This window comes from Salinivirga sp. (genome assembly GCF_055145285.1).
This window is the reverse complement of sequence record NZ_JBSRDC010000073.1, coordinates 18,880-44,824: the sequence shown is the minus strand read 5'-3', so window position 1 is coordinate 44,824 and position 25,945 is coordinate 18,880. Positions and strand designations below refer to the sequence as shown.

At 39.1% G+C, this 25,945-nt stretch carries 21 protein-coding genes; 10 read left to right on the top strand and 11 right to left on the bottom strand.

Features of this window, described 5'->3' with window-relative positions; genetic code table 11:
• Nucleotides 1-9: 9 nt before the first annotated feature.
• The 3 genes from ACTB0Y_RS15450 to ACTB0Y_RS15440 form a co-directional block, all read right to left on the bottom strand.
• A complete protein-coding gene (locus ACTB0Y_RS15450) occupies nt 10-1,071 on the bottom strand; it encodes a hypothetical protein (RefSeq protein WP_463207734.1) in 1,062 nt (353 codons plus the stop codon).
• A gap of 178 nt (nt 1,072-1,249) precedes the next feature.
• Nucleotides 1,250-2,887, bottom strand: coding sequence for a hydroxylamine reductase (hcp, locus tag ACTB0Y_RS15445; RefSeq protein WP_463207733.1), 1,638 nt, complete (start codon nt 2,885-2,887; stop codon nt 1,250-1,252).
• Nucleotides 2,888-2,921: 34 nt separating this feature from the next.
• Nucleotides 2,922-3,854 carry an ATP-binding protein gene (locus ACTB0Y_RS15440; RefSeq protein ID WP_463207732.1) on the bottom strand — a complete coding sequence of 311 codons (933 nt, stop codon included), beginning with the start codon at nt 3,852-3,854 and terminating at the stop codon, nt 2,922-2,924.
• 124 nt (nt 3,855-3,978) lie between these two features.
• Between ACTB0Y_RS15440 and ACTB0Y_RS15435 the strand changes: the two genes are divergently transcribed.
• Both ACTB0Y_RS15435 and ACTB0Y_RS15430 read left to right on the top strand, forming a co-directional pair.
• Nucleotides 3,979-4,656, top strand: a complete 678-nt coding sequence (locus tag ACTB0Y_RS15435; protein ID WP_463207731.1) for a Crp/Fnr family transcriptional regulator — start codon at nt 3,979-3,981, stop codon at nt 4,654-4,656.
• Nucleotides 4,657-4,707: 51 nt separating this feature from the next.
• On the top strand, nt 4,708-5,481 hold the full coding sequence (locus tag ACTB0Y_RS15430; RefSeq protein WP_463207730.1) for a sulfite exporter TauE/SafE family protein: 774 nt from the start codon (nt 4,708-4,710) through the stop codon (nt 5,479-5,481).
• Between the two features lie 20 nt (nt 5,482-5,501).
• Here ACTB0Y_RS15430 and ACTB0Y_RS15425 read toward each other — a convergent pair whose 3' ends face one another.
• Nucleotides 5,502-6,788, bottom strand: a complete 1,287-nt coding sequence (locus ACTB0Y_RS15425) for a paraquat-inducible protein A (protein WP_463207729.1) — start codon at nt 6,786-6,788, stop codon at nt 5,502-5,504.
• Nucleotides 6,789-6,873: 85 nt separating this feature from the next.
• Here ACTB0Y_RS15425 and ACTB0Y_RS15420 point away from each other — a divergent pair, with 85 nt between their 5' ends.
• The 4 genes from ACTB0Y_RS15420 (at nt 6,874) to ACTB0Y_RS15405 (ending at nt 11,248) form a co-directional block, all read left to right on the top strand.
• The gene (locus ACTB0Y_RS15420; protein ID WP_463207728.1) at nt 6,874-8,700 is read left to right on the top strand and encodes a lamin tail domain-containing protein; all 1,827 of its coding nucleotides are present in this window, start codon (nt 6,874-6,876) and stop codon (nt 8,698-8,700) included.
• Nucleotides 8,701-9,319: 619 nt separating this feature from the next.
• Nucleotides 9,320-10,123: an O-methyltransferase gene (locus ACTB0Y_RS15415; protein WP_463207727.1), complete on the top strand. Its 804-nt coding sequence runs from the start codon at nt 9,320-9,322 to the stop codon at nt 10,121-10,123.
• A gap of 219 nt (nt 10,124-10,342) precedes the next feature.
• Entirely contained in the window at nt 10,343-10,894 is a 552-nt protein-coding gene (locus tag ACTB0Y_RS15410) for a cob(I)yrinic acid a,c-diamide adenosyltransferase (RefSeq protein ID WP_463207726.1), read from the top strand.
• A gap of 132 nt (nt 10,895-11,026) precedes the next feature.
• Nucleotides 11,027-11,248 carry a DUF2795 domain-containing protein gene (locus ACTB0Y_RS15405; RefSeq protein WP_463207725.1) on the top strand — a complete coding sequence of 74 codons (222 nt, stop codon included), beginning with the start codon at nt 11,027-11,029 and terminating at the stop codon, nt 11,246-11,248.
• Between the two features lie 8 nt (nt 11,249-11,256).
• On the opposite strand, the gene ACTB0Y_RS15400 is transcribed toward ACTB0Y_RS15405, so the two are convergent.
• The 7 genes from ACTB0Y_RS15400 to ACTB0Y_RS15370 all read right to left on the bottom strand — a co-directional run bounded on the left by ACTB0Y_RS15400 (nt 11,257) and on the right by ACTB0Y_RS15370 (nt 21,302).
• Nucleotides 11,257-12,795, bottom strand: coding sequence for an OstA-like protein (locus tag ACTB0Y_RS15400; protein ID WP_463207724.1), 1,539 nt, complete (start codon nt 12,793-12,795; stop codon nt 11,257-11,259).
• Nucleotides 12,792-13,766, bottom strand: a complete 975-nt coding sequence (locus ACTB0Y_RS15395; protein WP_463207723.1) for an AAA family ATPase — start codon at nt 13,764-13,766, stop codon at nt 12,792-12,794. Before ACTB0Y_RS15395 ends, ACTB0Y_RS15400 begins: the two co-directional genes overlap by 4 nt.
• A 6-nt stretch (nt 13,767-13,772) precedes the next feature.
• A complete protein-coding gene (locus tag ACTB0Y_RS15390; RefSeq protein WP_463207722.1) occupies nt 13,773-15,113 on the bottom strand; it encodes a peptidylprolyl isomerase in 1,341 nt (446 codons plus the stop codon).
• Between the two features lie 3 nt (nt 15,114-15,116).
• A complete protein-coding gene (locus tag ACTB0Y_RS15385; RefSeq protein WP_463207721.1) occupies nt 15,117-15,959 on the bottom strand; it encodes a hypothetical protein in 843 nt (280 codons plus the stop codon).
• 5 nt (nt 15,960-15,964) lie between these two features.
• Nucleotides 15,965-17,917, bottom strand: coding sequence for a peptidylprolyl isomerase (locus tag ACTB0Y_RS15380; RefSeq protein WP_463207720.1), 1,953 nt, complete (start codon nt 17,915-17,917; stop codon nt 15,965-15,967).
• A 273-nt stretch (nt 17,918-18,190) separates the two neighbouring features.
• Nucleotides 18,191-19,660, bottom strand: a complete 1,470-nt coding sequence (guaB, locus tag ACTB0Y_RS15375; RefSeq protein WP_463207719.1) for an IMP dehydrogenase — start codon at nt 19,658-19,660, stop codon at nt 18,191-18,193.
• 190 nt (nt 19,661-19,850) lie between these two features.
• Complete coding sequence (locus tag ACTB0Y_RS15370) at nt 19,851-21,302, bottom strand: sodium:solute symporter family protein (protein WP_463207718.1); 1,452 nt, start codon at nt 21,300-21,302, stop codon at nt 19,851-19,853.
• Nucleotides 21,303-21,542: 240 nt separating this feature from the next.
• Here ACTB0Y_RS15370 and ACTB0Y_RS15365 point away from each other — a divergent pair, with 240 nt between their 5' ends.
• From ACTB0Y_RS15365 to ACTB0Y_RS15350, 4 genes are read left to right on the top strand one after another with little or no spacing between them, the layout of a single operon-like run.
• Entirely contained in the window at nt 21,543-22,178 is a 636-nt protein-coding gene (locus ACTB0Y_RS15365) for a DUF2975 domain-containing protein (RefSeq protein ID WP_463207717.1), read from the top strand.
• Nucleotides 22,179-22,188: 10 nt separating this feature from the next.
• Complete coding sequence (locus ACTB0Y_RS15360; protein WP_463207716.1) at nt 22,189-22,404, top strand: helix-turn-helix domain-containing protein; 216 nt, start codon at nt 22,189-22,191, stop codon at nt 22,402-22,404.
• Between the two features lie 38 nt (nt 22,405-22,442).
• Nucleotides 22,443-23,780: a M16 family metallopeptidase gene (locus ACTB0Y_RS15355; RefSeq protein ID WP_463207715.1), complete on the top strand. Its 1,338-nt coding sequence runs from the start codon at nt 22,443-22,445 to the stop codon at nt 23,778-23,780.
• 3 nt (nt 23,781-23,783) lie between these two features.
• Entirely contained in the window at nt 23,784-25,865 is a 2,082-nt protein-coding gene (locus tag ACTB0Y_RS15350) for an insulinase family protein (RefSeq protein ID WP_463207714.1), read from the top strand.
• The last annotated feature ends 80 nt before the right edge of the window (nt 25,866-25,945 follow it).

Below are 25,945 nucleotides of genomic sequence, written 5' to 3'. Positions count from 1 at the left end.
TATAATGCATCAACCCTTTCTTCTTATCAGCCAGATAAATATTAAAATAATAAGAATTGCACCAATGGTGATAGCTACCCCTGCATTGCTTTGCTCTGAGACCACTTCCATCTCGAAGGGAGCGCCTACAATAAACGGCGACATCTTCCAATAGGCGGTGTTTTGCTTTATGCTGTCTGCATTAGAGCTAATAATTTTGCCCGGCAACTGAACACTGTAAAAAAGTTCATCTGTGTAAAGACCTATGTAAATTTCCATCCGCTGTTCAAGATGTTTTTGAACGCGCATGCGTATGGTATCCTTCAGGGTGGTGTTTGAGTATTTTTCTATTGTTCCAATCAACAAGTTAAAATCTGAAAAGTCTAATTCTTTTTGCTCATTTTTGAGTTCAGGCAAATTAAAAGGATTGTTTTTGTCAAGCGGACTGTTACTGTCAGACATTTTTATACGTTGATGCATAATATTCTTCCAATCGACCAGGTCAATTTCATTTTTGGAATAATTTTGAACGGTATTTGCTATTTCGTCAGTGATATGATAAGCCACCCACCTTTCATATTTTTGTTTAAGTTCTTCTGTGTTATGCATTTCTCCGGCTTTAATAGTGCTCATTTCTTTTGCTGAAAAAAACTCTTCCGGACTGCTTCCGCTAAAAATTTGTTGCATGCTTTCTTTATAGTGGTTAATGGTTTTTAACCATCTGAAATTACGTTTAATTTCTATATCTGGGTTCAGCGGTTTTAAACCATAATCTTTTGATTGGTAATAATGATTAAGCTCTTCGATATTTTCAAATAACCTGGTGTAGGTGCTCACTTTTTTGTTTTCGGATGTGTCAAGAAACGTTTTTACATTCCAACTGGTATCAACCGGGTAATATAGATTGGGCAACTGACCGTCTTGTGCATCATTCGATGGCGTTTGCTTTATGCCATTTTCAGGTATATCGTGCTTGAGGGTGTATGAACGCATAATTTGGCCATTATTTTTCACTACTGTCTTTACATGAATTTCTCTGCAGGCATGAGAGAGTAGCAGCAGGGCTGATAAAATGATCAGTTTGGTACGCATAGTCTTAAATTTTGATAAGACAAGTTACAAATAAATTATAAAAAGCAATAAAATGGTGTCAATGTAAAAAAGGCAGCAGAAATAATCAGAACGTTTTATGCTGACTGCCTTTTGAAATAAAAAAAGACAAGAGGATACACCTCCCCTTGTCTTTCCAAATATTCAATTTGCTTAACTATTATGCACTTATCATCGTTTTCATATCTTCTTCTACCGTGCTGATACCACTTATGCCAAACTTTTCAATCAATACGTTGGCCACATTTGGTGAAAGGAAAGCAGGTAATGTGGGTCCTAAGTGGATATCTTTCACACCCAGGCTTAGTAGCGCCAGCAATACAATTACTGCTTTTTGCTCGTACCAGGCAATATTGTATACAATTGGCAGGTCGTTGATATCTTCCAATTCAAATACCTCTTTCAGCTTAAGGGCTATCATGGCAAGCGAATAAGAGTCGTTGCACTGGCCGGCATCTAACAAGCGTGGTATGCCACCAATATCGCCCAGCTCAAGTTTGTTGTAGCGGTATTTTGCGCAACCTGCTGTGAGAATTACATTATCTTCCGGCAGTTGGTCGGCAAAATCTGTGTAGTATTCGCGCGGTTTCATGCGTCCATCGCATCCTGCCATCACAACAAATTTATTGATAGCGCCAGATTTTACTGCATCTACAACTTTATCGGCCAATTGCAATACCTGGTGATGGGCAAATCCACCAACAATTTCGCCTGTTTCTATCTCTACGGGTGACTCACATTTTTTGGCATGCTCAATGATGGCCGAGAAATCTTTGTGTTCAGTATCCTGAATGTGTTTTACGCCGTCAAATCCTGCTGCGCCTGTAGTATACACACGGTCTTTGTAAGATTCTTTGGGTGGAGTAATACAGTTGGTGGTCATCAGGATTGGGCCATTGAAGCTGGCAAATTCCTTATCTTGTTTCCACCATGAGTTTCCGTAGTTACCCACAAAGTGATCGTATTTTTTGAATTCAGGATAGTAGTTGGCCGGTAACATTTCGCTGTGTGTATAAACGTCCACACCTGTTCCTTCGGTTTGTTTCAGCAACTGCTCCATATCTTTGAGGTCGTGCCCACTGATAAGGATACCCGGGTTGTTGCGCACACCAATATTCACTTTTGTCATTTCCGGATTACCATATGCTGATGTATTGGCTTTATCGAGCAAGGCCATGGTTTTTACGCCATTGGAGCCAGTTTCCAGCACAAGTCCTGTAAGTTCATCGGCTGGAAGATCTTTGGTTGTAGCAGCCATTGCTTTGTGCATAAACTGACTAATTTCCGGATCTTTGTGACCCAAAACCCAGGCATGTTGTGCATAAGCAGCTATACCTTTAACTCCATAGGTTGTCAATTCGCGCAATGATCGAATATCTTCGTTTTCTGTGCTCAGTACACCCACATTCGCGGCTTTAGCAAGAAATTTAGATTCATCATCGGGTTGCCATGTGGCACAATCGGGCAATTCTGTAGGCATAACATTATGCTTTTCAGCTAGTTTGGCAGCCATTTCGCGTTTTTCAGCAGCTTCTTTAATCAGTCTGTTGAATACTTTTCTATCGAAATTGGCATTGGTGATGGTTGTGAAAATTCCATAAATCATAAAATAGTCAACCTTTTCACGGCCACTGGCATCAGCAGGCACATTTTCCATGTACACGCCAATACCTTTTATCATGTGCATGAGCAGATCCTGCAATTTCGCTATTTCATCGTCTTTTCCACATACGCCGCGTACGGTACATCCGGTACCTTTTGCAGCTTCCTGACATTGAAAACAAAACATTTTTTCCATAATTGTAAGTTTTTATAGGTTCTTTAGTTTATTTTTAAATTGTTGCTTTTATATTTTGATTGACCGGTGGAGCCCACTCTTCCGATATAACTTCGCCCCGGATGCTTACCATCAACACTTTAACCGGCACATATCTTTTGGACTGTGCAAGGGCTGCTTGTATAATGCTGAGCAAGCCACCGCAGCAAGGTACTTCCATCATCATTACTGTAATGGTATTGATTTTTGCTTCATCGATCATCATGCGCAGTTTTTCAATATAGGTTTCTTTGCCATGATCGAGTTTGGGGCATGCAATAGCTAATGATTTACCTTCAAGGTGTTTATGAAAATCACCCATGCTAAATGCAGTACAGTCTGCTGCTACAAGCAGGTCGGCATTTTGCATATATTCGGCCATTGGATTGAGCAAATGCAGCTGAACGGGCCACTGCTGAAGTGCGCTGGCTCCATATTGTTTTTCTGCAGTAGGTTGCTGTGTTGAAGCCATGCGCATATCGGATTTAAAACTCATGGATTGAGAACCGGGGCAGCCACCTTGATGAGGTGTTTTTATTTTTTGTGGCTCTACGGCCTGGCCATGATTATGCACTTCTTCGATGAGGCCTTGCAGGTCAAAGTCAATTTTATTTTGATTTTCTTTCAACCATTTGATGCCCTGTTTCATATATCCAAATTCTTTGTGTTCTTTCATGTGAATCAGGTGGGCTTTAATGGTATTATAACCTTTAGGGGCCATTTGCTCCATAACGGCAATTTCGTCGTATGGCGCTGCTTCTCTTTCTTCAAGCTCAATGGCTCCTAGGGGGCAATGCCCTATACAGGCACCCAGTCCGTCGCACATCAAATCACTTATGAGCCTTGCTTTACCATCTATTATTTGTAAAGCTCCTTCGTGGCAGTTGGGAACACATGCACCACATCCGTTGCATTTGTCCTCATCTATATGTATCATTGTTCGCTTCATTCTTCTATTTTATTAGTTGGTTGGTATTCCTAATGTTTTCTGATACAAAAATAGGAGGTCTTTGTCTGAAATGCTGTCACATTTGTTACATCCCGCATATTTTTTAGTAAATTCGGGCAAAAAAATGGAAGAAATTATTTCCATACTTCAAAAAACCCCTGTTTTTAAGGGTATTGAGTCTGATTTGTTGGCGGAGCTATTGAATAGTTCAATATATCAGGTGCGAAGTTTCGAAAAAGGCTGTTTAATATTTCAGTCAGGCGATCCGGTAGATAAGCTTATCGTGCTGATGGCAGGGAAAATTGCTGCAGAAATGCTTGACCCTTCGGGCAAAGCTTTAAAAATTGAGGATGCCATTGCCCCGCAGACACTTGCCTCTGCGTTTATGTATGGGGAGAAACAACAAATTCCGGTAAATGTCACAGCAGTAACAGATTGTAAGCTTTTATATATCCCGAAGTCTGGTTTTCAGCATATGCTGATGCAATCAGAGACATTATTGGGCAATTACATTAATATAATCTCCACGCGTGCGCAGTTTCTTTCTGATAAAGTAAAGTTTATGTCATTCAATACCATCAGGCAAAAACTTGCACATTTTTTATTGGACAGGATGGAGGCGCAAGGGGAGCCTTTTCATGCGAAAATGTCGCAGACTGCAATGGCTGAACTTTTTGGGGTAGCCCGACCATCGCTTGCACGCTGCATCTCCGAAATGGAAGATGAAGGAATTATTTTTTGCGAAAGGGGATATTATACCGTTTTTGACGAGCATGTGCTGCAGGCAGAATTACTGGATTAAACAGTTAATATGGGTCTGCTGTTTTTATATCTTTGACATCAAATTTTGACCATGGAATTTTTAGATTACATATTGATAGCAGGTGTTGGCCTTATGGCAGGCTTCATTAATGTGCTTGCAGCGAGCGGGAGTATGTTGGTTTTACCCATGCTTATTTTCCTGGGTTTGCCGGCAAGCGTGGCCAATGCTACTAACCGGGTAGCCATTATCTTGCAGAATATAGTGGCCGTTAGGAACTTTAGGCAGCAGCGCATGCTTTCGTTTAAAGATACCTGGCCCATTGCCATTGCGGCTCTGGTCGGCGCTGTTATTGGTGCCTTTATCGCTGTGGAAATTAATGAGAAATACCTGGAATATACCATAGCATCGCTACTGGTGCTTATGTTTTTTTTACTCATATTTAAACCTTCTGCATGGATTAAAGGAAAAGCTCCCGAAGCAAAAGGATTACATATAGGATGGCAACTGCTGATTTTCTTTTTTATTGGATTGTATGGCGGTTTTATTCAGGCAGGTGTCGGGCTGTTTTTATTGGCAGGTCTTGTGATGGGAGTAGGGCATGAGTTGGTAAAAGCCAATGCCGCAAAAGTTTTTATCGTTTTAGTTTATACGCCACTGGCCCTTGCAATATTTATATGGAACGACCTGGTAAACTGGGAGGCTGGCCTGGTGTTGGCGGCAGGAAATATGACCGGGGCTTTTTTTGCTTCGCGCTATGCAAGGCGCATAGGAGCAGCCTTTATACGTTACCTGCTCATGGTTGTACTTATTGCGAGTGCCCTTAAGATGTACGGTGTGCTCGACTGGTTTATCGCGCTTTGGTAATTGCTGCGCTCGGGCACTTTCTACTTTTTTATTTTAACTACACTCTTCAGTATTGTTGATAAGAGCATGGAAAAGAATACATATGTAACAAATATGAAGAAACCTGCCTGAAGTCCGGTATTATTTGTGGTGAGGGCCTTAACAGCTTCTGTTTCCCTGTTTATGTGTCTGAGTTGACTTTCCATAATGCCATCAAAAGCTACATAACTCATAAAAATGGCTACCACCATTACATCGGCCATAGACCATTTACCTGACCAAAATGTAAGCCAGTTGACCGCTTTGAGTTTCCTGATTTTTTTACTGAATAGATACAGAATCAATGAAATGATTTTTGAAACAGGTAGCAAAACGCTGAAAGTTAGAATGAGTAATCCTACTACAATTGAATCCAGCGGCTTGCTTTGCAAAAGAAGTGTTACAACATCTAAAATGCTTTTACTCTGGTAAAAAATCATTTGCTCCTCAAAAGAAATATGCTCTCCGAGTAATGTAAAGTCTATATTTGTTATGCGGGCATCTATCTCGAGCATAGGTGTATTGACGCCCGTAAACAATATAATTAGAGCTAACAGCGCCGCCATGCTAAGGTATGTGCGGTGCAGGTATGTTTTTTTGCAGACAAAGAACCAGAGCATCAAAAAAATTACAACCACAAGCACCATTATCCGTCCATGGGCGTAGGCCTCTTTATGTAATTTGGTTGATTCCCGTTGTATTTTGCGATTAAAAGCTTTTTTTGTGGTAACGCCATGAGCCAGATAAACTGCATTCAACTCATTTTCAAGTCTATTGTCATAGGTCTCACCGGACATTTCGCTGAGTTTTGCATTAGCCATAGACTTTAGTCTGGCTATGTTTTCCGGTCTGGTGAGGATATTTAATATTGCGTCTGTAAATTCCGGGACTTTTTCGCGCAACTGGTCCATGTCTACAAAGGTATTGACCGCCAGTTTGCGCAGTTTGCCCCGCCAGCCTTTGTCTTCGGTTTGTACCATTTTTTCAGCTTTGCTGATAATGGACTCTATTACCTTGTTAATCTCTTCCCGAAAAACCTCGAGCTGTTCATCTGTCAGCTCAAAAGCTGAAATTTGTTTCTGTACAATTTTTTTTATCTGTTTTTCCCAGGCTTCTACCGAAAGTAAACCATAATATATGTCGTTCACATAACTATATTCCGTTTTGAGTTGTGTGTGCTCTGCTGTTATTCGATAGACATTGTGCCCGGACCAGGCTGCGTATGATATCATGAGCAAGCCGATAAAAACCATCAGAATATTGTAAATGTATTTATTACTTGTTCTCATACGTGATCTTTTACAAATATAACCCATAAATTTTAAAAAAAAGATTTGGTTTTGTTTACTAATTGTTATCTTTATTTCAAAAAAAATGAAACAACTTATTATTACAATTGCCCTGTTTTGTATAGGAAACGGGCTAATTGCGCAATCAGGAGATGATCTCTTTTTCTCAGAGTATTTAGAAGGTACATCGCAAAATAAAGCCCTGGAAATATTTAATCCAACACCAGATACCATCAACCTGGATAATTATGAAATTTGGCGTTTTGGCAATGGAGCAACGAACCCCAGCGATCAATTACCCATTCAATTAATTGATGGCCCTAATATTATACCTCCTTATTCCACAATCATTATAACCAATGGTCAAATTGAGCCTAATGTGTATGGTCATGTCGATACAACCTTGTACGAAATGGCGGATATGACCGGTCCGGGCGTATATCCTTCACCTATGTACTTCAATGGTGACGATGCCATTGTACTTGTAAAAGATGGTTCAACACCGGTTGATTTAATTGGTGTAATTGGTCAGGATCCGGGCGAAGGTTGGTGCGATGAAGATTCATTAAACTATCAGGCTGGAGATTACTATTGGTTGTCATGGACTTCGCAAAACAGATTGGTAAGAAAGCCTTCTGTAACTCAGGGCATAACAGTAAACCCCGATTCTTTTGATCCTTCAGTGCAATGGGATTCAATAGGATGGGATACGACTAATATAGATAATAACTGGAGTCATTTGGGTTCACATAATTATGATTTTTATCCTGGCAAAGTTGTATTTAATGTAATTCATGCTGGAACACCTGTATATGGTGCGAAGATTAGTATTTATAACCAGGAACTGGTCACAGATAGTTTAGGTATGGACTCTTTATCAATTAATGAAGGAGCTTACCCATTCCAGATTACCAAATTAGGATATGAGGCCTACATTGATACGCTAAATATGACTTCAAATGATACCACAATCAATATAGTTTTAAATGAAGCACCTCTATACAATGTAACATTTACAGTACAAAATACTATGGGCCAGCCAGTTTTTGGGGCCCAGGTTTCATTAGAAGGAGAAATGGCTATAACGGATTCTAGCGGACTTGCTACCATTGAGGCATCAGATGGGTCGTGGAATTTTGAGGTTTTTGCGGATGAGTATCAAAAATATAGTGGCGAAATAATAGTAGATGGCGCACCTTTAGATTCTACTGTGATATTACAACCAGTAATGTATGAATTGGTTGCTCATATTAGTTATGGAGCCCAGAATGTAGAAAATGCTTATTTGACCATAGGTGGTGAAACAACGAATACCGATGCTGATGGAGTTGCAAACGTAATGCTTCCAAATGGGGAATACTTATTGGAAATCGGAAAAGATGACCATCAAACATTTTACGATTCAATTACAATACAGGGAGAGAATGAATTTATTGAATTGGAACTTTTACAATATCATGATCTTGCTTTTTCGGTTATTTTTAATGAAAACCCAATATCGGAGGCTTCTGTTGTACTTGACTCCCTTGAGTTAAATACAGATAGTAGCGGAATGGCTGTTTTTGAAGTTATAAATGGCAATTATAATTATACAATTACATCAGAGAGCCTTGATCCGAGTGAGGGTTCGGTAACCATTAGTTATAATGATACTGTTGTGGTAGTATCCATGACAGATATTAAGGATCCTGGATTGAATGGGTTTCAAGTGCATCCTAATCCCACACGTTCAGATATAATTATAAATTCTGATTATAAAGGAATTGTACAGTTTTATAACATGACAGGTAAACTTATAGATACAAAACAGATATACGGATCACTTCAATATAGTTTTGAATACCCTGGTGTGTATATTGTAAGAATGAAAACAGATGCTATAAATGTGGTAAGACGAATTATTGTGAAATAAATCCATATTGTTTCTATTGACAATACCTGTAATTCATAAAAAATATATTCAGCAATAGTCAGTTAAAGGCTATTGCTGTTTTTTTATAGCCAGAATTCCATTATGATTATTTTTGCACGAAATAATTCTAGTTGTTCCTGGCTCAGCTCGAAATTGCTTATTTGACGTTGCACGATTTTTTCACCTGTTTTTCCCAGGCTTCTACCGAAAGTAGACCGTAGTAAATGTCATTTATTTGGCTATAGGTGGTTTTTAACTCAGTTCTGGTAGCTGTAATAGTATGAACCCTGTATCCAGACCAGGCAGAATAGCCTATCAATACCATGCTTAGTAGGATCAGCAGAGTGCGATATATGTAATTGTTTTTTATTTTCATAGCCATGGCTCAAAGGCAAATATAGGAATACCATTAAAATGAAAGTGGTTATACAGCGATTTTCTATTTTGTATTAAAAAATATGGATAATTAATTCACATTGTTAATAATCTCGTTTGTAAAAATTGATAAAAATCATGAAATTTTCTTATAAACTGTAATTTGATGAATACATTCTAAAAATTATGTTTTGCGGATCGTAAATTGCTTTAAATTTATGGTTACATTCAAATAAGGATTGATATGAAGTTGGGTTGGTTTTTGCATCAATTTTCAAACGGTTTTAATTACTATTTAAGCTCCAGACACAAAAAAGGTTATGGCATCCACTCACCTTTTGTTTATGGCCTCATAAGAGAGGTTTTTATGCAATCTAAGGGGCGGGTAAATCAATACAGGTGGATTGGAGAAATGCGAAAGGAGCTTGAGCGCAAAACTTTACTGCTATCTGAAGGAAATAAAGGCGAAGGTTCAAAAATTAAAGATGCCCAATACATTAGGGCAGGAAGACTTGCACGCAGAAGTGGCTTACCGGAAAAATATATCCGCTTGCTTGTGAAACTGACCCATTATTTGAGTTTAGAAAGTGTATTGGAGCTTGGAACATGTTGCGGACTTACAAGCGCCTGCCTGGCAAGAGGTAAGGAGCAAGTGATGGTGCATACTGTAGAAGGAAATTACGATCGTTATCAGTTTGCACTTAGTATGTTTTCGAAGTGGGGTATTTCAAATATTGCCATTGAAAATGAGCGCTTTATCGATATTCTTGGTAGATTTTCCAAATATGACTCCCGTTTTGATATGGTTTTTATGGATGGCGATCATGCATATAAACCCACAATACAATATTTTGAAATGCTTATTCCTTTGCTGAATAAAAATGGGGTGATTGTAGTAGACGACATTTATTGGTCTCCAGGCATGACCAAAGCCTGGAAGGCGATACAAAATCATCCTTCTGTGACCGTTACCATCGATTTATACCGTTTGGGACTGGTATTTTTGTACGGGTCGCAGGCTAAAGAACATTTTACTGTCAGGTTTTAGGTTGCGCACCCTATCGAAAAAATTAGAAAAAGTTGCAGTTATGTTCTGTTGTTTCGAACATTTAGTTTATCTATGTGTACGTAATTTCAAAGAAAAATTGAATAGATGCGATAAAAGAGAAATCAGGCTATTTATTTAAGAAAAATTGAAACTAAATATAAGCTTCAATCGAAGAAGAATTAAAAAGAATAACAATCGCATCGGAAAAATTATAAAGCAATGAAGGTATATACCAAAACCGGCGATGACGGCACAACTGCACTCATAGGTGGAAAAAGGGTGCCTAAGTACCATTTAAGAATTGAGGCTTACGGGACAATTGATGAATTAATTGCCCATATAGGCATGATTCGTGATTTTAAAAAAATTGATAAACACACACAGGAATCATTAATTGAGATACAAGACAGGTTAATGACATGTGCGGCAATTATGGCTACTGACTGCGACAATTGCGATGTGAAGATGCCGGAGATGTACAGCACGGATATCGTTTTTCTGGAAAAAGAAATGGATAAGATGGATGAAAAATTGCCAGAGCTGACTTCTTTTGTTTTACCCGGGGGACACCCTACCGTATCTGAAACACATGTAGCAAGATGTGTATGCAGGAGAGCAGAGCGCCTGGCTTTACAGGTGCAGGAAGAATTTGCCGGTGCACGTATGGTTATCAAGTATTTGAATCGTTTATCAGATTACTTGTTTGTGTTGAGCCGGAAATTATCAAAAGATTATAAAGCAAAAGAAATTCCCTGGTCTCCAAGGTATTGAAAATAAGCTAATTGTAAGGTTATTTTCAAATTATTAGAATAAAAACGTATAGAATCGTGTTTTTTGGTGTTGTGATATCGATTATTTTTTATATTTGCACGCCTTTAGAGAAACTTTAAAAATTGTTATGCTATGTATTGGACCCTTGAGTTAGCATCGAAACTTGAAGACGCTCCCTGGCCCGCAGCCAAGGATGAGTTGATTGATTATGCTATGCGGTCGGGTGCCCCGATGGAGGTTATTGAGAATTTGCAGGAATTGGAAGATGAAGGAGAGGTTTATGAAAGTATTGATGATATTTGGCCCGATTATCCAAGCAAAGACGATTTCTTTTTTAATGAAGATGAGTATTAATTTCCCGTTTACCTTTTAGGTACATACGGTTTCCAATGATAAATATCCTCAAGTTTTTTTGGTCTTAAGTAGTCGAGCCATTCAAATTCATTGAAGAACATATTTCCTTCATTTAAATCACTTAAGGGCAAAACTTTGCCGTTTGGCTCGCTAATCCACACTACCCGGTTAACCTGACCGTTATTAAAATAAACTTCCATTTGTCGGCTGCGTGTTTTATTCATGCTATTTATTTCTTCATCTTCTTCAAGGTAGTAGATGGTTTCGCTGCGGCGATTTACAACTGCATGTTTTAATTCGTGAGCCTCCAGATTCCCGGTTATCTCAAATCCCTTAATTTGATTATAATACAGGGTATCTTTTTCTGAAATTATTATGGCATTTTCTTTTAAGAATATTTTTTCTAACTCATTATCCACAATCTGAAAATGCATGAGGTTGGCCTTGAGCTGGCTGCTGTCTGACCAAATAACAGGATTTCCAAATAATCTTACAATGCTGTCTTTAAAAGAAAATGCTATAGAATCGCAACGGAGTTGTATGTTATCGCTATACATTTGTACTTTGTAATAGGCAAAAATATTTCTCACACTGCCATCTGCACTATCTACATAGGAGTGAAGCGTGTCTGCATGCAAATAAGTCGTGTCTGATGCTGATATCTGGATTAGCGTGGCACTATCTGTGGCTATTGAGGATTCGTCTTTTTCATTGTAAAAGGCATAATTCGATGTGAGATGTATGCTGTCTTTCAGGCTTTTAATAATTACGTTTGAAAATGCTTCCCCATAGCCTTCATTTCTGTTGTAGAATAAGGTATCGCAGTCGAGGGTTTGGTTTTTGTTCTTATACTGTGCATTTTGATTGATGCGCCCTATATCGCGTTCTGTATCGTACCATCCTCTTTCAGCATAAAGCATATTGCTGTCGCTCACAATAGTGGTTGGCCCTTTAAAGATGGCCATATTTGTTTGGGTATGATACTTAAGTGTGTCGGTATGCATGGTATACTTTTCCGTGGTAACAACTACCGAGTCTTTAAAGAAAAACGTTTCAAGGTTTGTGTAATAGTGCCCCTGCATGCTTTCAAGAGTTGAAGCAGAGTCTATAATTTTCCCGCCATTGAAATAGTATGCTGTATTTCGTAGCATATCATAATCGAGCGAGTCTGTATACAGCTTTACATTTTTATCGAGCATGGTGACATTGCCCCGAAACTTTGATTTTTTCTCATTACCTAAGTAGTAAAGTGTATCGCTGAATACTTCAATGGAATCGCCTTTTATAAGATGTACATTGCCAAATGCGCTAAAATTGTTTAGTTTGGCATAAAGATAGGCACTGTCGCAAAACATGACAATATCGTCCTGTCTAAGCTCCACATTACCGATAATCCTTTTGGCATTTTGAGCAATAAACTTACTGATATCAATGTAATCTGCATCTTCCAGCAAAACACGCGATGCTTTGGCAGTATCTTTTTGTGCAAAACTCTGGATGCTGCTAAATAATGTAAAAGCGATTAACAGAAGAGCTGCTTTGTTCATTTTTTATTTTTAATTAGCTCATCAATGATGTCATCGAGGTTTATTTGCTCAGCTTCTGCTTTGAAGTTTTTTACCAGGCGGTGACGGAAAACCGGTTTAGCTACAGCATTGACATCTTCTATATCTGGTGAATATTTTCCGTGAAGGGCAGCATGGGCTTTAGCTCCCAAGATGAGATATTGCGAAGCTCGTGGTCCGGCACCCCAGGTGATATATTCATCTGTTATTTTGTGTGCATCGGGCGTGCCTGGTCGCGACTGTGTAGTGAGCCAAACGGCGTGTTTTACCACATTATCATTTACAGGTACACGTCTGATAAGTTTCTGGAAGAAGATAATGCTTTCACGGTCGATTATTTTCTCAATATTGTTGTTGATTTCGCCGGTTGTGGCCTTTACAATTTCTACTTCATCATCGTAACTCGGATAATCCAGGTTTATATTGAACATAAAACGGTCGAGCTGAGCTTCGGGCAATGGGTATGTTCCTTCCTGTTCTATGGGATTTTGGGTGGCTAATACGTAAAATGGTTCCTCGAGTTGGTAACTGGTACCTGCTGCCGTAACAGCTTTTTCCTGCATTGCTTCCAGAAGTGCCGATTGTGTTTTGGGTGGCGTACGGTTAATTTCATCAGCCAAAATAATATTACTAAAAACGGGTCCTTTAAGGAAACGAAAAGCCCGGTTTTCATCCAGTATTTCTGTCCCGATAATATCGGAAGGCATCAGGTCGGGTGTAAACTGTATACGCTTAAAGTTTAACCCCAGTGCCTGAGCAATAGTATTCACCAATAGTGTTTTTGCCAGACCTGGTACTCCTACCAAAAGGGTATGCCCTCCGCTAAAAATGCTGAGTAATATATCTTCAACTACTTTTTTCTGACCCAGAATAACCTTATGAATCTCCTGGTCGAGTTTTTCGTTATATTGTCCCAGGGCATCAACAGCTTCTTTGTCTGATTTATATTGCATCTTCACTTATTTTAACCATTTGTATTTGAAGGAGCAGTCTTTGTATTTGTCTGATATTCGTATGTAAGTGTTTTCGTGTATTTTTTCAATCCATTCTGTAACGAATTCTTCTTTTTTGTTACGCAGAGCCATCTCCTGTATAGCCTGATAGTCATCTTGCATATTGGCTGTATGGGCTTTTACGCGTGCTTTTATGCGTACAATTTTAAACAGTGTTTTTCCTTTGTCGTTTTCTGCTTCAAATGGTTTTGAAATATCCCCGGGCTCAAGGTCTTTAATGGCAAAGGCGATGGAGGGTTCTATTTGGTCTTTTTTAAACTGGCTTGAACCATCCTGATAATTAATTAACAGTCCTGCATTGGCACGTGTGTCTTCATCTTGTGAGTACATTCTAACTGCTTCTTCCCATTTCAGGGTGTCGTTGATGATTTCATTGCGTACACTATCGAGGAATTCCTGTGCTGCTATTTTCTTTTTTGGTTTAACTGTGGGTTTCAATAAAATGTGCCTGCAGTTTATTTTTTCACCTTTTCTGTCAATTAGTTTAATAATGTGATATCCGTACTCAGTTTTCACAATATGACTAATTTGGCCTTTTTCCAGTTTAAATGCTACAGCTGCAAATTCGGGCACAAGGTCGCCACGCCCAACATAGCCAAGTTTACCTCCTTTAGCTGCTGTGCCTTCATCTTCGGAATAGAGTGCTGCAAGTGTGGCGAACCGTTCTCCGCTTTCGATACGTTCTTTAAATTTTTGTAACCGTTCTTTAACGGCAAGTATTTCTACTTCACTAATTTCAGGGTATTTGACTATTTGCTGAATTTGAAATTTAGTGTTGATGAGCGGTAGGCTGTCTTTGGGTATCTGATTGTAGAAATTACGAACTTCCGTTGGTGTAATATCTACATCTTTGGTAAGTTCTGTTTGCATCCGTTGACTTTTAATCTGGTCTGCAATTAGCGGTCTGAACTCTTCTTTTATTTCTACAACGCTTTTACCATAAAACTCCTCCAGCTTTTGTTCTGAACCCAGCTGCGAAATAAAATACTGTATGCGTTGCTGCATGGCAGATTCTACCTCCGATTCACTGACCTCGATGCTGTCTATTTCTGCCTGATTGAGCAGCAATTTTTGGTATAACTGTTCCTCAATAATTTCACATTTTATATTTCCTCCGCTGTAATATCCCTGTTGGCGATATTGAATAGCCTGTTTTTCGATGTCAGAATCTAAAATAATGCGGTCTCCTACTATTGCTACTACTTCGTCCAATACTTTATCTTGAGCCAATACAAACGACTGGCTAACTATAAAAGCAATTAATAATGCTGTTCCTCTTTTCCACATAAGTTAAATATTGATTTTTATTTTTTTATTGTTCTGTGCTTCTCTTTTCAGGTTGTTTTCCAGTTTCTTTATAAAGTCTATTTTTCTTTTACTCAATATAATTTGTCGGATATCAGGAATGATATATTCCATTGGTGCTATATCTCCTTTAAGCAAATATTCATTGATGCGAAGAAAATACCAGTATAGGTTGTCTCGTTTCTGGTAAGTGCGATAACGTTCCAGAAAGTTTTTTTCATTTTCAACTTTTTCGGGTAAAAATTTATTGAGAGATTCGAAGTTTATCCATTGGTTATCGAAATCGTAATACCGGGCATTTTGATATGAGAATTCCTTGAGTTCTATGAGCTTGTCCTCATCTTCACTGTTTTGCATCCATTGTCTTACTTTGTAGGCATTGGGTATAGATTTGGGTAATTTCACAAAATAAACCCTTGCAATATTTTCTCTCAGCCGGAACTCGTCACTATGCTTATCGTAGTAATTCTGAATTTGCTCGATTGTAACGGTGGTGTCTATTTTTTCGCTTACCAGTTGAGATTTATATTGATGGATGATTAGGTTTTGTTTGTACTGCTCTACTTTATATGCTATGTCGTCTTCATCGTGAAGTTGATGGCCCATAGCCCTTTCGTACAGCAGTTGGCGTGAGAGCCAGTTGTCTACAATTTGCTTCAGCAGCCTCATGCTGTCTTCTTTGGCCATATTTTCAGGAAACGATTGTTCAATGTCTGACAAATACAGTGCTTCGCTTTTGTATAAAGCCAAAGCATTTTCATCGCCATTGCGATATTGGCACGAAGCCAATATAAATGTGAGTAAGATAATTGCCCCAAAAATGCGCATTTCAATTAATTTAATAGTTTATTGAGTAGTTCCTTATGCACTTGCACATTATATTTTTCGCGTAAGGACTCTATCCACTTTTTTTCCAGATAGTTCTGGTAATCTGCTGTTACTAATCCCCTGATTTCCGCAAATGCTTTGGGTTGTGGCTCGAGCATTTTTTCATTGTATACAAATACCTGTTTGTTGTCCAGCTCCCTCGCTAAATGCAGGCCGGTTTTCCAGTTGGTGTCATCAACATATTTGTTTGTGCCTTTTTCATAGAGGCCTGAATCGAAGATAACCGTAATAGTGGTATCTTCAAATGCATTTTGCAAGCTTTGCTCTATTGCACTTTTTTCATCTTTTCTGTAATGTTTACGAATGATTCTTTTAGTTTTTCTGAGTTTATGCGAAGGGCTTACTTCAATTATTTCGGACTGCATACGTTTTTCCCATTGGTAATCGGCTTTATGGTTTGCGTAATATTTTTTGAGTCCTGCAGTATCTTTTACCGCCTTTTTCCAAACTACACTATCTGTAATATTAAACAGTAATATCCCGTCGTGATATTCTTTCATCAGCCATGCAAAGTCGGGATATTTTTCTTCCAAATGGGCTTTTTCATATTGAATAATGCTGTTGTCGACAAACTGCTTTTTTGTACGGAGTAAAAATTCTTGTGCGTCTTTTTTAGGTTGCTTCACGTGTTTTTTTATGTATTGCACCAAATCATTCACTTTAAGTTTTTCCTTGGCAAAGGAGCAGAGCGGAGCTTCCATATCTATTTTGGCGTTCAGGTGCCATATTTTTTGCATCAGACTGTCGTGGTTAATACTGCTGAATAGTTTGGCCATTGCGTCATCATTGCATTGCAGGTCGTACTCTTTTTTGAGTCGCTGAACTACCTTTTTTCGGCTAAGATTGGCACGTGCTGTTTTTGAAAGTTTTCTTTTGATATTTGCACGTTCTTTCTCCAATGAGTTTATTGGTTCTTTCGAAATCAGTTTCACTATATGCCAGCCCACCTTTGTTCTGAATGGTTCTGAATATTGACCTTCTTCCTGGCTGAAGATTTTTTCTTCAAAATTGGGTAGCATGCGTCCGGGACTGAATTTTGGTAATTGCCCTCCCTTTTTAGCTGTTTGGGGGTCTTCGCTGTATTGACTGGCCAATTCTGAAAAATCACCTCCGGCTTCGAGCTTGCTGTATATTTGGTCTATTTTGGACCTGGCCTCTTTGGTTGCATCTGGTGTGGCAGTTTGCGGTAATCTAATCATAATATGCGCTGCCTCCACTGTGCCGGGCGCCTCTTTGCGATCGGTGACTTTTATAATGTGGTATCCAAAGTTAGTGCGTACAAGGTCGCTGATTTCTCCTTCCGCTAAATTGAATGCAGCGTTTTCGAACGGGTAGACCATCTTAAAGGCTGAAAAATACCCCAGGTCTCCATTATTGTATCGCACAGATGGGTCCATGGAATGTTTTTTTGCCATGGTCCCGAAATCGGCCCCGTTTTTAAGTTGCGCCAGAACTTCTTTAGCCTGGTTGTATAGTTTTAAAGTATCTTGCGGTGCGGCTTTTTGTGGTATTTTGAATAAAATATGCTTAGCACGTACAATGTGCTTCATCCTATTATAAGCTTCACGTATTAGTTGTTCGTCGGTTGCACTGTCTGTTAAGTATGGTTTAACCAGTTGCTGACGGTAAGAATCCAGTTCCTTTATAAATTTATCTTGTTGGTCCAATCCCAGTTTTGTTGCTTCGTGCACCTTTAGCTTAAAATTGGTAAACAATTCTAAATACTCTTCGAGCGATTCTTGTGTAAGAGCAGAATCTTTATTGTTTTTGAAATAAATACGCTTGAATTCTTCCAGTGTGATTTGCTCATCATCAATTTGCAAAATAATATCTTTTTGCCCTTGAGATTGGGTGAGCGCAAAAATCAATAATATGGGAATTAGCATTAATCTTTTCATTGTAAACCTATTTATTATTTTATTTCGAATGTCAAACCTACATAAATTTTTCGCAAAATTATCTCAAAACAGACTGAATATTGTGGTTTTAATCTAATTGCGTTTTGCTTTGCATGAAAACAATAAAGTGAAACACAACCAAAGATATCGGCTAATTTTTTGTAGCCCTTTAGATGGTGAGTTTCACTATGCATGTTTTAACACAAATAAACAAGGTCTTTATCAGCATTATAACTCAAAAACTGCATTTTTATTATTCTCTGGGCTTAATAATTAGCGACTGTAATTTGGTGCTTCCCGGGTTATACTGATGTCGTGTGGATGGCTTTCAGTTACTCCTGCAGAGGTAATGCGTACAAACGATGCATTTTTGAGTGTCTCAATGTTTTTGGCTCCACAGTAGCCCATGCCTGCTCTGAGTCCTCCCACTAACTGATACATAACTTCACCAATGGTACCTTTATAGGGTACGCGGCCTGAAATACCTTCCGGTACAAGTTTCTTTATGTCGTCTTCTTGTGCCTGGAAATAACGGTCTTTAGAGCCTTCGTTCATTGCTTCTACTGAACCCATTCCACGGTAGGCTTTAAATTTTCGCCCGTTATAAATGATGGTTTCGCCCGGAGCTTCTTCAGTTCCGGCAAATAGTGACCCTGCCATTACACTGTCGGCACCACCAGCCAGTGCTTTCACCACATCGCCTGAATAGCGCAAACCACCGTCGGCAATTACCGGAACGCCACTACCCTTGAGCGCTTTGGCTGCTTCATACACAGCAGAGAGTTGAGGCACACCTATTCCGGCAACAACACGTGTGGTGCAGATGGAACCTGGTCCAATACCTACTTTTACGGCGTCGGCTCCTGCTTTCATCAGGTCAACAGCTGCTTCAGGAGTGCCAATATTACCAACTACCCAGTCTATATCTTTAAATTCAGCTTTTGCTTTTTTAAGCAAATCGATTACACTTTTGGTGTGCCCGTGTGCTGTATCGATGATTATGGCATCTACGCCTGCATTTACGAGTGCTACGGCCCGCTCCATGCTGTCGTCGGTAACACCAATTGCTGCTGCCACACGCAGGCTCCCATAAGCGTCTTTGCATGCATTGGGGCGGTCTTTAGCCTTGAAAATATCTTTGTATGTAATGAGACCTACCAGTTTGTTGGATTCATCTACAACCGGTAGTTTCTCTATTTTATGTTTTTTGAGGATATCGGCAGCTTTTTCCAGGTCAATATTTTGTTTGGTCATGATAAGGTTTTCAGAAGTCATCACCTTATCAATTTTGCGACCCAGTATGGTTTCAAATCTTAAATCGCGGTTTGTTACAATCCCGATAAGTGTTTTATTGTTGTCTACAACGGGAATACCACCAATTTTGTATTCTTTCATCAGGTTGAGCGCATCACCAACAGTGCCATCTTTACTAATGGTTATAGGGTCGATAATCATTCCGTTTTCAGCCCTTTTAACCATCTTAACCTGTTTGGCTTGCTGGGCGATGGTCATGTTTTTGTGAATTACGCCAATACCACCTTCGCGTGCTATGGCAATGGCCATTGGGGCTTCTGTAACGGTATCCATGGCTGCTGAAACGATCGGACTTCTCAGCAAAATATTTTTTGAGAAGCGCGTGGTTAAGTCCACCTCTCTGGGGTTAATTTCTGAGTAGGCCGGGGCCAAAGTTACATCATCATAAGTTAGCCCTTCAAAACGGATTTTATCTTCAATAAATGACATGGTTACCTGATTTAAGTTAAAAATTGTGCAAAAATAAGATTTTTCATCCTTAATACCATGAATTGATACTTATTCTTTTTAATTAGAAATTCAGGCTTCCAGTCTGTTTGAAATAAATATAGCCACTACGGCTTACATTATTGGATTGATTATATCATAAACGAGCGAAAAGCAGTATTTTGGCGTTTTCTTACATAGACTCATTAGTTATTTTCGCATTGTTTAGCTTTTTCTCAAGCTCGACCACGACAAAGTAAACCAAAAATGCAGCGCTAATGCCAAATATGTTTGGGTCTAATCCTAAAGGCAGGTCAAATTTGCCAATAATTAGGGTCAGGGTAGTACCGCCACCGGCAACCATTGAACTTATTGCGGCTCCTGGCGACTTTGTTTTCCAGAAAAATATGGCCAGCACAGGCACAATAAGGCCGCTTACCATAAATGCATAAGAGTATAGCATTAATTCAAGCACGTTTTGCATTTGAAGTGCCAGCAGTAAGGCCAGGGCACCGATAGTCAATGTAATAGCCTGACCGATGCGCATGTATCTTTTTGAGTTTTGGGCCGGCAACTTCAGGATGTCTGTAATAATGTTACCTGAAGAGGCCATAAGACAACTATCTGCGGTTGACATAATAGCAGAAAAATAGGCTGCCATCATCAGGCCCATCAAACCGGGCGGTAAAATGGTACGTAGAAAAAGAGGTAATCCCATTTCTTCGTCAATGGTGCCTGTTGCCGGAAAACCTAATGCTTCGAAATCGTTGTTCATAAAAGCAATGCGGGCGAACAAACCAATGATAACGCCCATAAATGCCATAAACGGATATTCGAATACACCGGCAATGTACCAGGCGCGTTTGGCCTCTTTGGCCGATTTTGATGCATAAATTCGCTGGTAAAGCGTCATGCCTACAAACCATATTGGAATGATTGTAACCAGCCATTTCACAATTTGTTGCCAGGTTACATTATCAAATGCAAAAAATTCATTCGGCAGGGCGTCTTTTATGGCTGTCCACCCTCCGAGGTAAAAGTATCCGAGCGGAATTCCAATTCCAATTAGCCCCGCAAGCAAAATAATCCATTGTATAGTATCGGTATAGATGACTGCTTTTAATCCGCCCATAAATGTGTAAACCACTGCAATTACACCCATAATAATGAGGGCTTCATTAATACCGAGATTAACGAAAGAAGCAGAGGCAAGTTTAGCCCCGGCAAGAATCTGAGAGCTTGTAAATCCCAAATAGCCGATAGCTGAAATTAGGCCTGCAATAAAGGCTGCAGGGGCACCAAAACTGTGTTTGAGCAATTGCGGAAAAGTGAGAAAATTTTCTGTTTTGGCCAATGGGTAAACTTTGGGAATTAAAAAAGTACCGGCAAGCCAGGCGCCTATAAGTCCTGTAAATAACATCCAACTCCCGGAAAGGCCCAACACAAAACCTAAACCACCAAGACCTATACTGAAGCCACCACCAACATCTGTGGCAACTACCGAAAGCCCAATGTGCCATTTGCTCATGGTGCGTCCACCCACATAATAGTCATCGGCCGATTTATTTCTTCTTAAGAAATAGACACCAACGCCAAGCATTAGAATCATGTACACAATAAAAATGGTAAGATCAATCCAATTCATGTATAGTTATTTTTAATTCGATGCATTAGAAAAGCTGTGTAAATATTTGCATAATTGAATACATATAAAATTTTTTTTACACAAAATATTGTTTATTTTTTTCACTAATTGCATTCAGAAACGTTAAAAAACGTTAAATTTTTATTGTTTTTCGATAAATAATGTATATTTGTCGTTAAAATTTTTTTATATAAAATATCAGGGTTAGTTTTGGTGAGCTTTAAAAATTACCTGTACCAAATGAAAAATAACAAAAATTACCGGCGTTTAGTTGGCAGTATTTATTTTCTGCTATCAGCATTCATGATTATTTCCATATTGGGTATTGTATTTTACTCAATACTTATGGTAGTAAGCACCAGCAAAGATGTTACGGCAGTGCCCATTGATTTGCCTTTGACTGCTGAACAAAGCATGAAATTTATTACTACCGGTGGGGATGAAATAGTTGGTAAAACTTCTGATCTTAATGCATCTGTAATCATAACACAGGCTCCCAATTGGTTTTTGATATATGCCCAGGTGCATTTTGTAGGTTTGTTGCTTATAGGGATTTATGCCATAAGTCAATTGTGGTTCATATTCAGATCAATGTACAGGCATCTGAAAAATGATTACCCGTTCAATCTACATTACGTGATGCGGATACGTCAAATTGCCCTGGCATTTTTTATATGGTCTTTTTGGCAGCTGATGTTCTTTTTTATCACTAAATATGGGTTTATAGATCAGATTTATTTAGAAAGCACTGATGTAAACCTGCGTTTTGATACGGAGATTATCGTATCATTACTTTGGGGATTAATAATTTTGGTTTTGGCCGAGATTTTCCGCTTCGGGGTAGAATTAAAGAAAGAAAATGAATTAACAGTGTAAACAGATTTTAATGGCTATAGTTACAAATTTAGATGTGATGTTGGCAAAACGCAAAATGAAACTCTCCGAGTTGTCGGAAAGGGTCAATATCAGTATGGCCAATTTGAGCATTCTTAAAAGTGGCAAAGCCAAAGCAATCAGGTTTTCTACTTTAAATGCCATTTGCCGTGAGCTTGAATGTAAGCCAGGCGATATTCTCGATTATGAAAATAAAGAAAATGATTAACCATAAATACTATTATTTGAAAATTAAAAATTAGAATTATGCGACAAAAACTGTTAGGATTATTAACCTTATTGTTTGTGCCCGGACTTATTGCCCTTGCCGGTTCAGACGAAATCGAGTTCGAAGAGTATGATCTCGATAACGGGCTGCATGTGATACTTCACCAGGATCATACTGCACCCATTGTATCCATCAGCGTGATGTATCACGTAGGATCGAAAAATGAGAAACCTACTCGCACCGGATTTGCCCACTTTTTTGAACACCTCATGTTTGAAGGTACAAAAAACATTGACCGTGGTGAATATTCAGAAATCGTTGAAAAAGCTGGTGGTACCCTGAATGCCAGTACCAGCAACGATCGGACCTATTACTACGAAATAATGCCGTCGAATCAATTGGAGCTTGGGCTGTGGCTCGAGGCAGAACGCATGCTTCATGCAAAAGTTGATTCCGTTGGGATTGCTACCCAGAAGAAAGTTGTAATTGAAGAAAAGAAACAACGTTATGATAATCGTCCGTATGGAGATGTTATGATTCAAACCATGAAACGGGCATTTAAGAAGCATCCTTATCAATGGACAACCATTGGTGATGAAGACCATATCAGAGCTGCTGAAGACCATGAATTTCAAGCGTTTTATGATATGTTTTATGTTCCCAACAATGCCGTATTGGTTGTAGCCGGGGATTTTGAAAAAGATGAGGCGAAAGAATACATTGAAAAATATTATGGTTCTATCCCAAAAGGAACCAAAGAAATTCGCCGTCCTGAGCCCAATGAACCACCACTTGGTGGCGAAGTACGCGATACTGTTTATGACCAAATTCAATTGCCAGCCATAATACAGGCATACCGTACACCGGCAATGGGTAGCGAAGATTATTATGCTGTAGACTTACTTGCCAAAATGCTGTCTGGCGGGCAGAGTTCTCGCTTAAACAAAAAGCTTGTGGATGAAAAAGAATTGGCAATGGTTGTAAACCTTTTTCCAATGCCTTTCGAGCATCCTTCAGTAGCATTAACGTTTGCATTGCCTAACATGGGCGTTGATCCACAAAAACTTGAAGAGGCGATGAATGCAGAGATTGAAGCGGTAAAAAACGGAAAGATTGATGACAGAGAATTTCAAAAGCTCAAAAATCAGATTGAAAGTGAATTTGTAAACGGCTCTGCAAGATTATACTCGCGTGCGAATGCACTTGCGAGAAACTATACCTACTTCAAAAACACCGATTTGGTTAATACAGAAATAGAAAAATACAGAGCCGTAACCAAAGAAGATATTAAAGCAGCTGCCAAAGAATATCTGACCAAAGATAACCGCGTTGTGCTCTATTATTTACCAGAATCTCAAAAACAAAAAAATCAATAAGACATGAAGTTTTTAGCAAGTATATTTTCCGTAATAATTTTATTTAGCGGGCTCAATTTATCAGCCCAGCTGGATAGGAGTGTCAGACCAGAAGCTGGTCCTGCACCTGAAATCAAGATTGGTAAGTCAAAAACTTTTGAGCTGGATAACGGCCTGAAGGTTCTTTTAGTCGAAAATCATAAAGTACCTAGAGTATCTTTTCAGTTATATCTGAATAATGATCCTGTATTGGAAAAAGAAACTGTTGGATACCTCAGCGCAACCGGAGATCTTATGCGTACAGGTACTGAAAACAGAAACAAAGAGGAAATTGACGAAGCCATTGATTATTTGGGTGCCCGTCTTTCAACCAACAGCAATGGATTTTATGGGTCGACCATGTCAAGGTTCACAGAGGATTTTCTGAAGTTAGCTGCTGATGTTGCTTTAAATCCAACATTCCCTGAAGAAGAGCTGGAGAAATATAAGAAACAAACAAAATCAGGCTTGTCTACTCAGAAATCCGACCCCAGTGCAATGGCAAACAATGTGGCCAAAGTATTACGATATGGAAAAGACCATCCTTATGGAGAAATAACTACTGAGGAGAGCGTCGACCAAATAACACGTCAGATGTGTGTTGATTACTACAACACTTATTTTAAGCCCAATAATGCTTATATGGTTGTGGTTGGCGATATAAAAAAGCGCCAGACCAAAAAGCTGGTGAAAAAATATTTTGGAGCATGGGAAAGAGGTAATGTGCCAACACATGAATACAATCAGCCAAAGGCTCCCGAAGGAAATCAGGTAGCTATAGCTAATAAAGACGGAGCAGTTCAATCTGTAATTAAAATTACCTACCCGATTGAGTTGATGCCTGGCGACGAAGACGCAATACCGGCAACAGTGATGAACGAAGCCCTCGGTGGTGGCGTGTTCTCAGGCCGGTTGATGCAGAATTTGCGTGAAGATAAAGGTTACACATACGGCGCGCGCAGCCAGCTGTCGAAAGATGACCTGGTAGGCTATTTTAATGCAGGTGCTGAAGTGGGAACTGAGGTAACAGACAGTGCTGTACAGGAATTTCTGCATGAAATGAAGGGAATGACTGCTGATCCTGTAACAAAAGAGCATTTGGATATGATAAAAAGCGTCCGAACAGGTGCTTTTGCCCGTGCCATGGAATCTCCACGTACTATAGCACAGTTTGCTCTCAATACCGAACTGTATAATCTGCCTGAAGATTACTACAACACTTACCTCAAAAAACTCAATGCTGTTACAGTTGACCAGGTAACGGCTATGGCTGAAAAATACATTAAACCTGAGAATAGCCATATTGTAATAGCCGGCGATAAATCTGTTTTGAAAGAAAAACTTAAGAGATTTGACAGCGATGGTGAAGTAAAAATTTATAATACCTGGGGAAATGAGGTAGAAGATAATAAAACATTGCCCAAAGACCTTACAGCCGAAAAAGTGATTACCAAATATGTTGATGCCCGTGGTGGAGCAACAAAAATTAATGCAATTAAATCGGTTAAGCAAGTGGCAGAAATGCAAATGCAGGGTAGAACCATTCAAACCATTATGATCCAGGAAGCACCCGATAAGATGATTAATGAAACCAAAATGAATGGTATGCTTGTCAGTAAGCAGGTTTATGACGGTGAAAAAGGTTTCATGACCGGTATGCAAGGTGAAAAAGATTTTGAAGGTGAGGATCTTGAGTCATTAAAACTTGAAAGCCAAATGCATAAGTTCCTAAAATATGACGAGCTGGGTTATGAATTAGAACTTGTAGCACTCGAAGACATAGATGGAAAAGAGGTTTATAAAGTGAAAGTAACCACCCCGGCCGGTGACACGCAATTCGATTACTATGATGTAAATTCAGGTCTTAAAGTCATGACAAAAAAGACCATTGAAACGCAACGTGGCGAAATGGAACAGGTGCAGAAACTGAAAGATTACAAACCTGTAGGTGGTGTAATGTATCCACATACCATTGTATCAACAGGAATGATGCCACAGCCCATGGAAATTGAGATCAAAAGCATCGATGTTAACGTGGATATTGACGACGAAAAGTATACGAAATAGTTCCAGTTAAATTGTTCTTAGAAAACACTGCAGGATATTTTCTGCGGTGTTTTTTTTGTTTCGTCAAAGGAATTAGTGGA

What these genes read in the sequence shown, in the direction of transcription:
- ACTB0Y_RS15450 (WP_463207734.1), bottom strand. Translation starts at nt 1,071, where the DNA reads ATGCGTACCAAACTGATCATTTTATCAGCCCTGCTGCTACTCTCTCAT.
- hcp (WP_463207733.1), bottom strand. Translation starts at nt 2,887, where the DNA reads ATGGAAAAAATGTTTTGTTTTCAATGTCAGGAAGCTGCAAAAGGTACC.
- ACTB0Y_RS15440 (WP_463207732.1), bottom strand. Translation starts at nt 3,854, where the DNA reads ATGAAGCGAACAATGATACATATAGATGAGGACAAATGCAACGGATGT.
- ACTB0Y_RS15435 (WP_463207731.1), top strand. Translation starts at nt 3,979, where the DNA reads ATGGAAGAAATTATTTCCATACTTCAAAAAACCCCTGTTTTTAAGGGT.
- ACTB0Y_RS15430 (WP_463207730.1), top strand. Translation starts at nt 4,708, where the DNA reads ATGGAATTTTTAGATTACATATTGATAGCAGGTGTTGGCCTTATGGCA.
- ACTB0Y_RS15425 (WP_463207729.1), bottom strand. Translation starts at nt 6,788, where the DNA reads ATGAGAACAAGTAATAAATACATTTACAATATTCTGATGGTTTTTATC.
- ACTB0Y_RS15420 (WP_463207728.1), top strand. Translation starts at nt 6,874, where the DNA reads ATGAAACAACTTATTATTACAATTGCCCTGTTTTGTATAGGAAACGGG.
- ACTB0Y_RS15415 (WP_463207727.1), top strand. Translation starts at nt 9,320, where the DNA reads ATGAAGTTGGGTTGGTTTTTGCATCAATTTTCAAACGGTTTTAATTAC.
- ACTB0Y_RS15410 (WP_463207726.1), top strand. Translation starts at nt 10,343, where the DNA reads ATGAAGGTATATACCAAAACCGGCGATGACGGCACAACTGCACTCATA.
- ACTB0Y_RS15405 (WP_463207725.1), top strand. Translation starts at nt 11,027, where the DNA reads ATGTATTGGACCCTTGAGTTAGCATCGAAACTTGAAGACGCTCCCTGG.
- ACTB0Y_RS15400 (WP_463207724.1), bottom strand. Translation starts at nt 12,795, where the DNA reads ATGAACAAAGCAGCTCTTCTGTTAATCGCTTTTACATTATTTAGCAGC.
- ACTB0Y_RS15395 (WP_463207723.1), bottom strand. Translation starts at nt 13,766, where the DNA reads ATGCAATATAAATCAGACAAAGAAGCTGTTGATGCCCTGGGACAATAT.
- ACTB0Y_RS15390 (WP_463207722.1), bottom strand. Translation starts at nt 15,113, where the DNA reads ATGTGGAAAAGAGGAACAGCATTATTAATTGCTTTTATAGTTAGCCAG.
- ACTB0Y_RS15385 (WP_463207721.1), bottom strand. Translation starts at nt 15,959, where the DNA reads ATGCGCATTTTTGGGGCAATTATCTTACTCACATTTATATTGGCTTCG.
- ACTB0Y_RS15380 (WP_463207720.1), bottom strand. Translation starts at nt 17,917, where the DNA reads ATGAAAAGATTAATGCTAATTCCCATATTATTGATTTTTGCGCTCACC.
- guaB (WP_463207719.1), bottom strand. Translation starts at nt 19,660, where the DNA reads ATGTCATTTATTGAAGATAAAATCCGTTTTGAAGGGCTAACTTATGAT.
- ACTB0Y_RS15370 (WP_463207718.1), bottom strand. Translation starts at nt 21,302, where the DNA reads ATGAATTGGATTGATCTTACCATTTTTATTGTGTACATGATTCTAATG.
- ACTB0Y_RS15365 (WP_463207717.1), top strand. Translation starts at nt 21,543, where the DNA reads ATGAAAAATAACAAAAATTACCGGCGTTTAGTTGGCAGTATTTATTTT.
- ACTB0Y_RS15360 (WP_463207716.1), top strand. Translation starts at nt 22,189, where the DNA reads ATGGCTATAGTTACAAATTTAGATGTGATGTTGGCAAAACGCAAAATG.
- ACTB0Y_RS15355 (WP_463207715.1), top strand. Translation starts at nt 22,443, where the DNA reads ATGCGACAAAAACTGTTAGGATTATTAACCTTATTGTTTGTGCCCGGA.
- ACTB0Y_RS15350 (WP_463207714.1), top strand. Translation starts at nt 23,784, where the DNA reads ATGAAGTTTTTAGCAAGTATATTTTCCGTAATAATTTTATTTAGCGGG.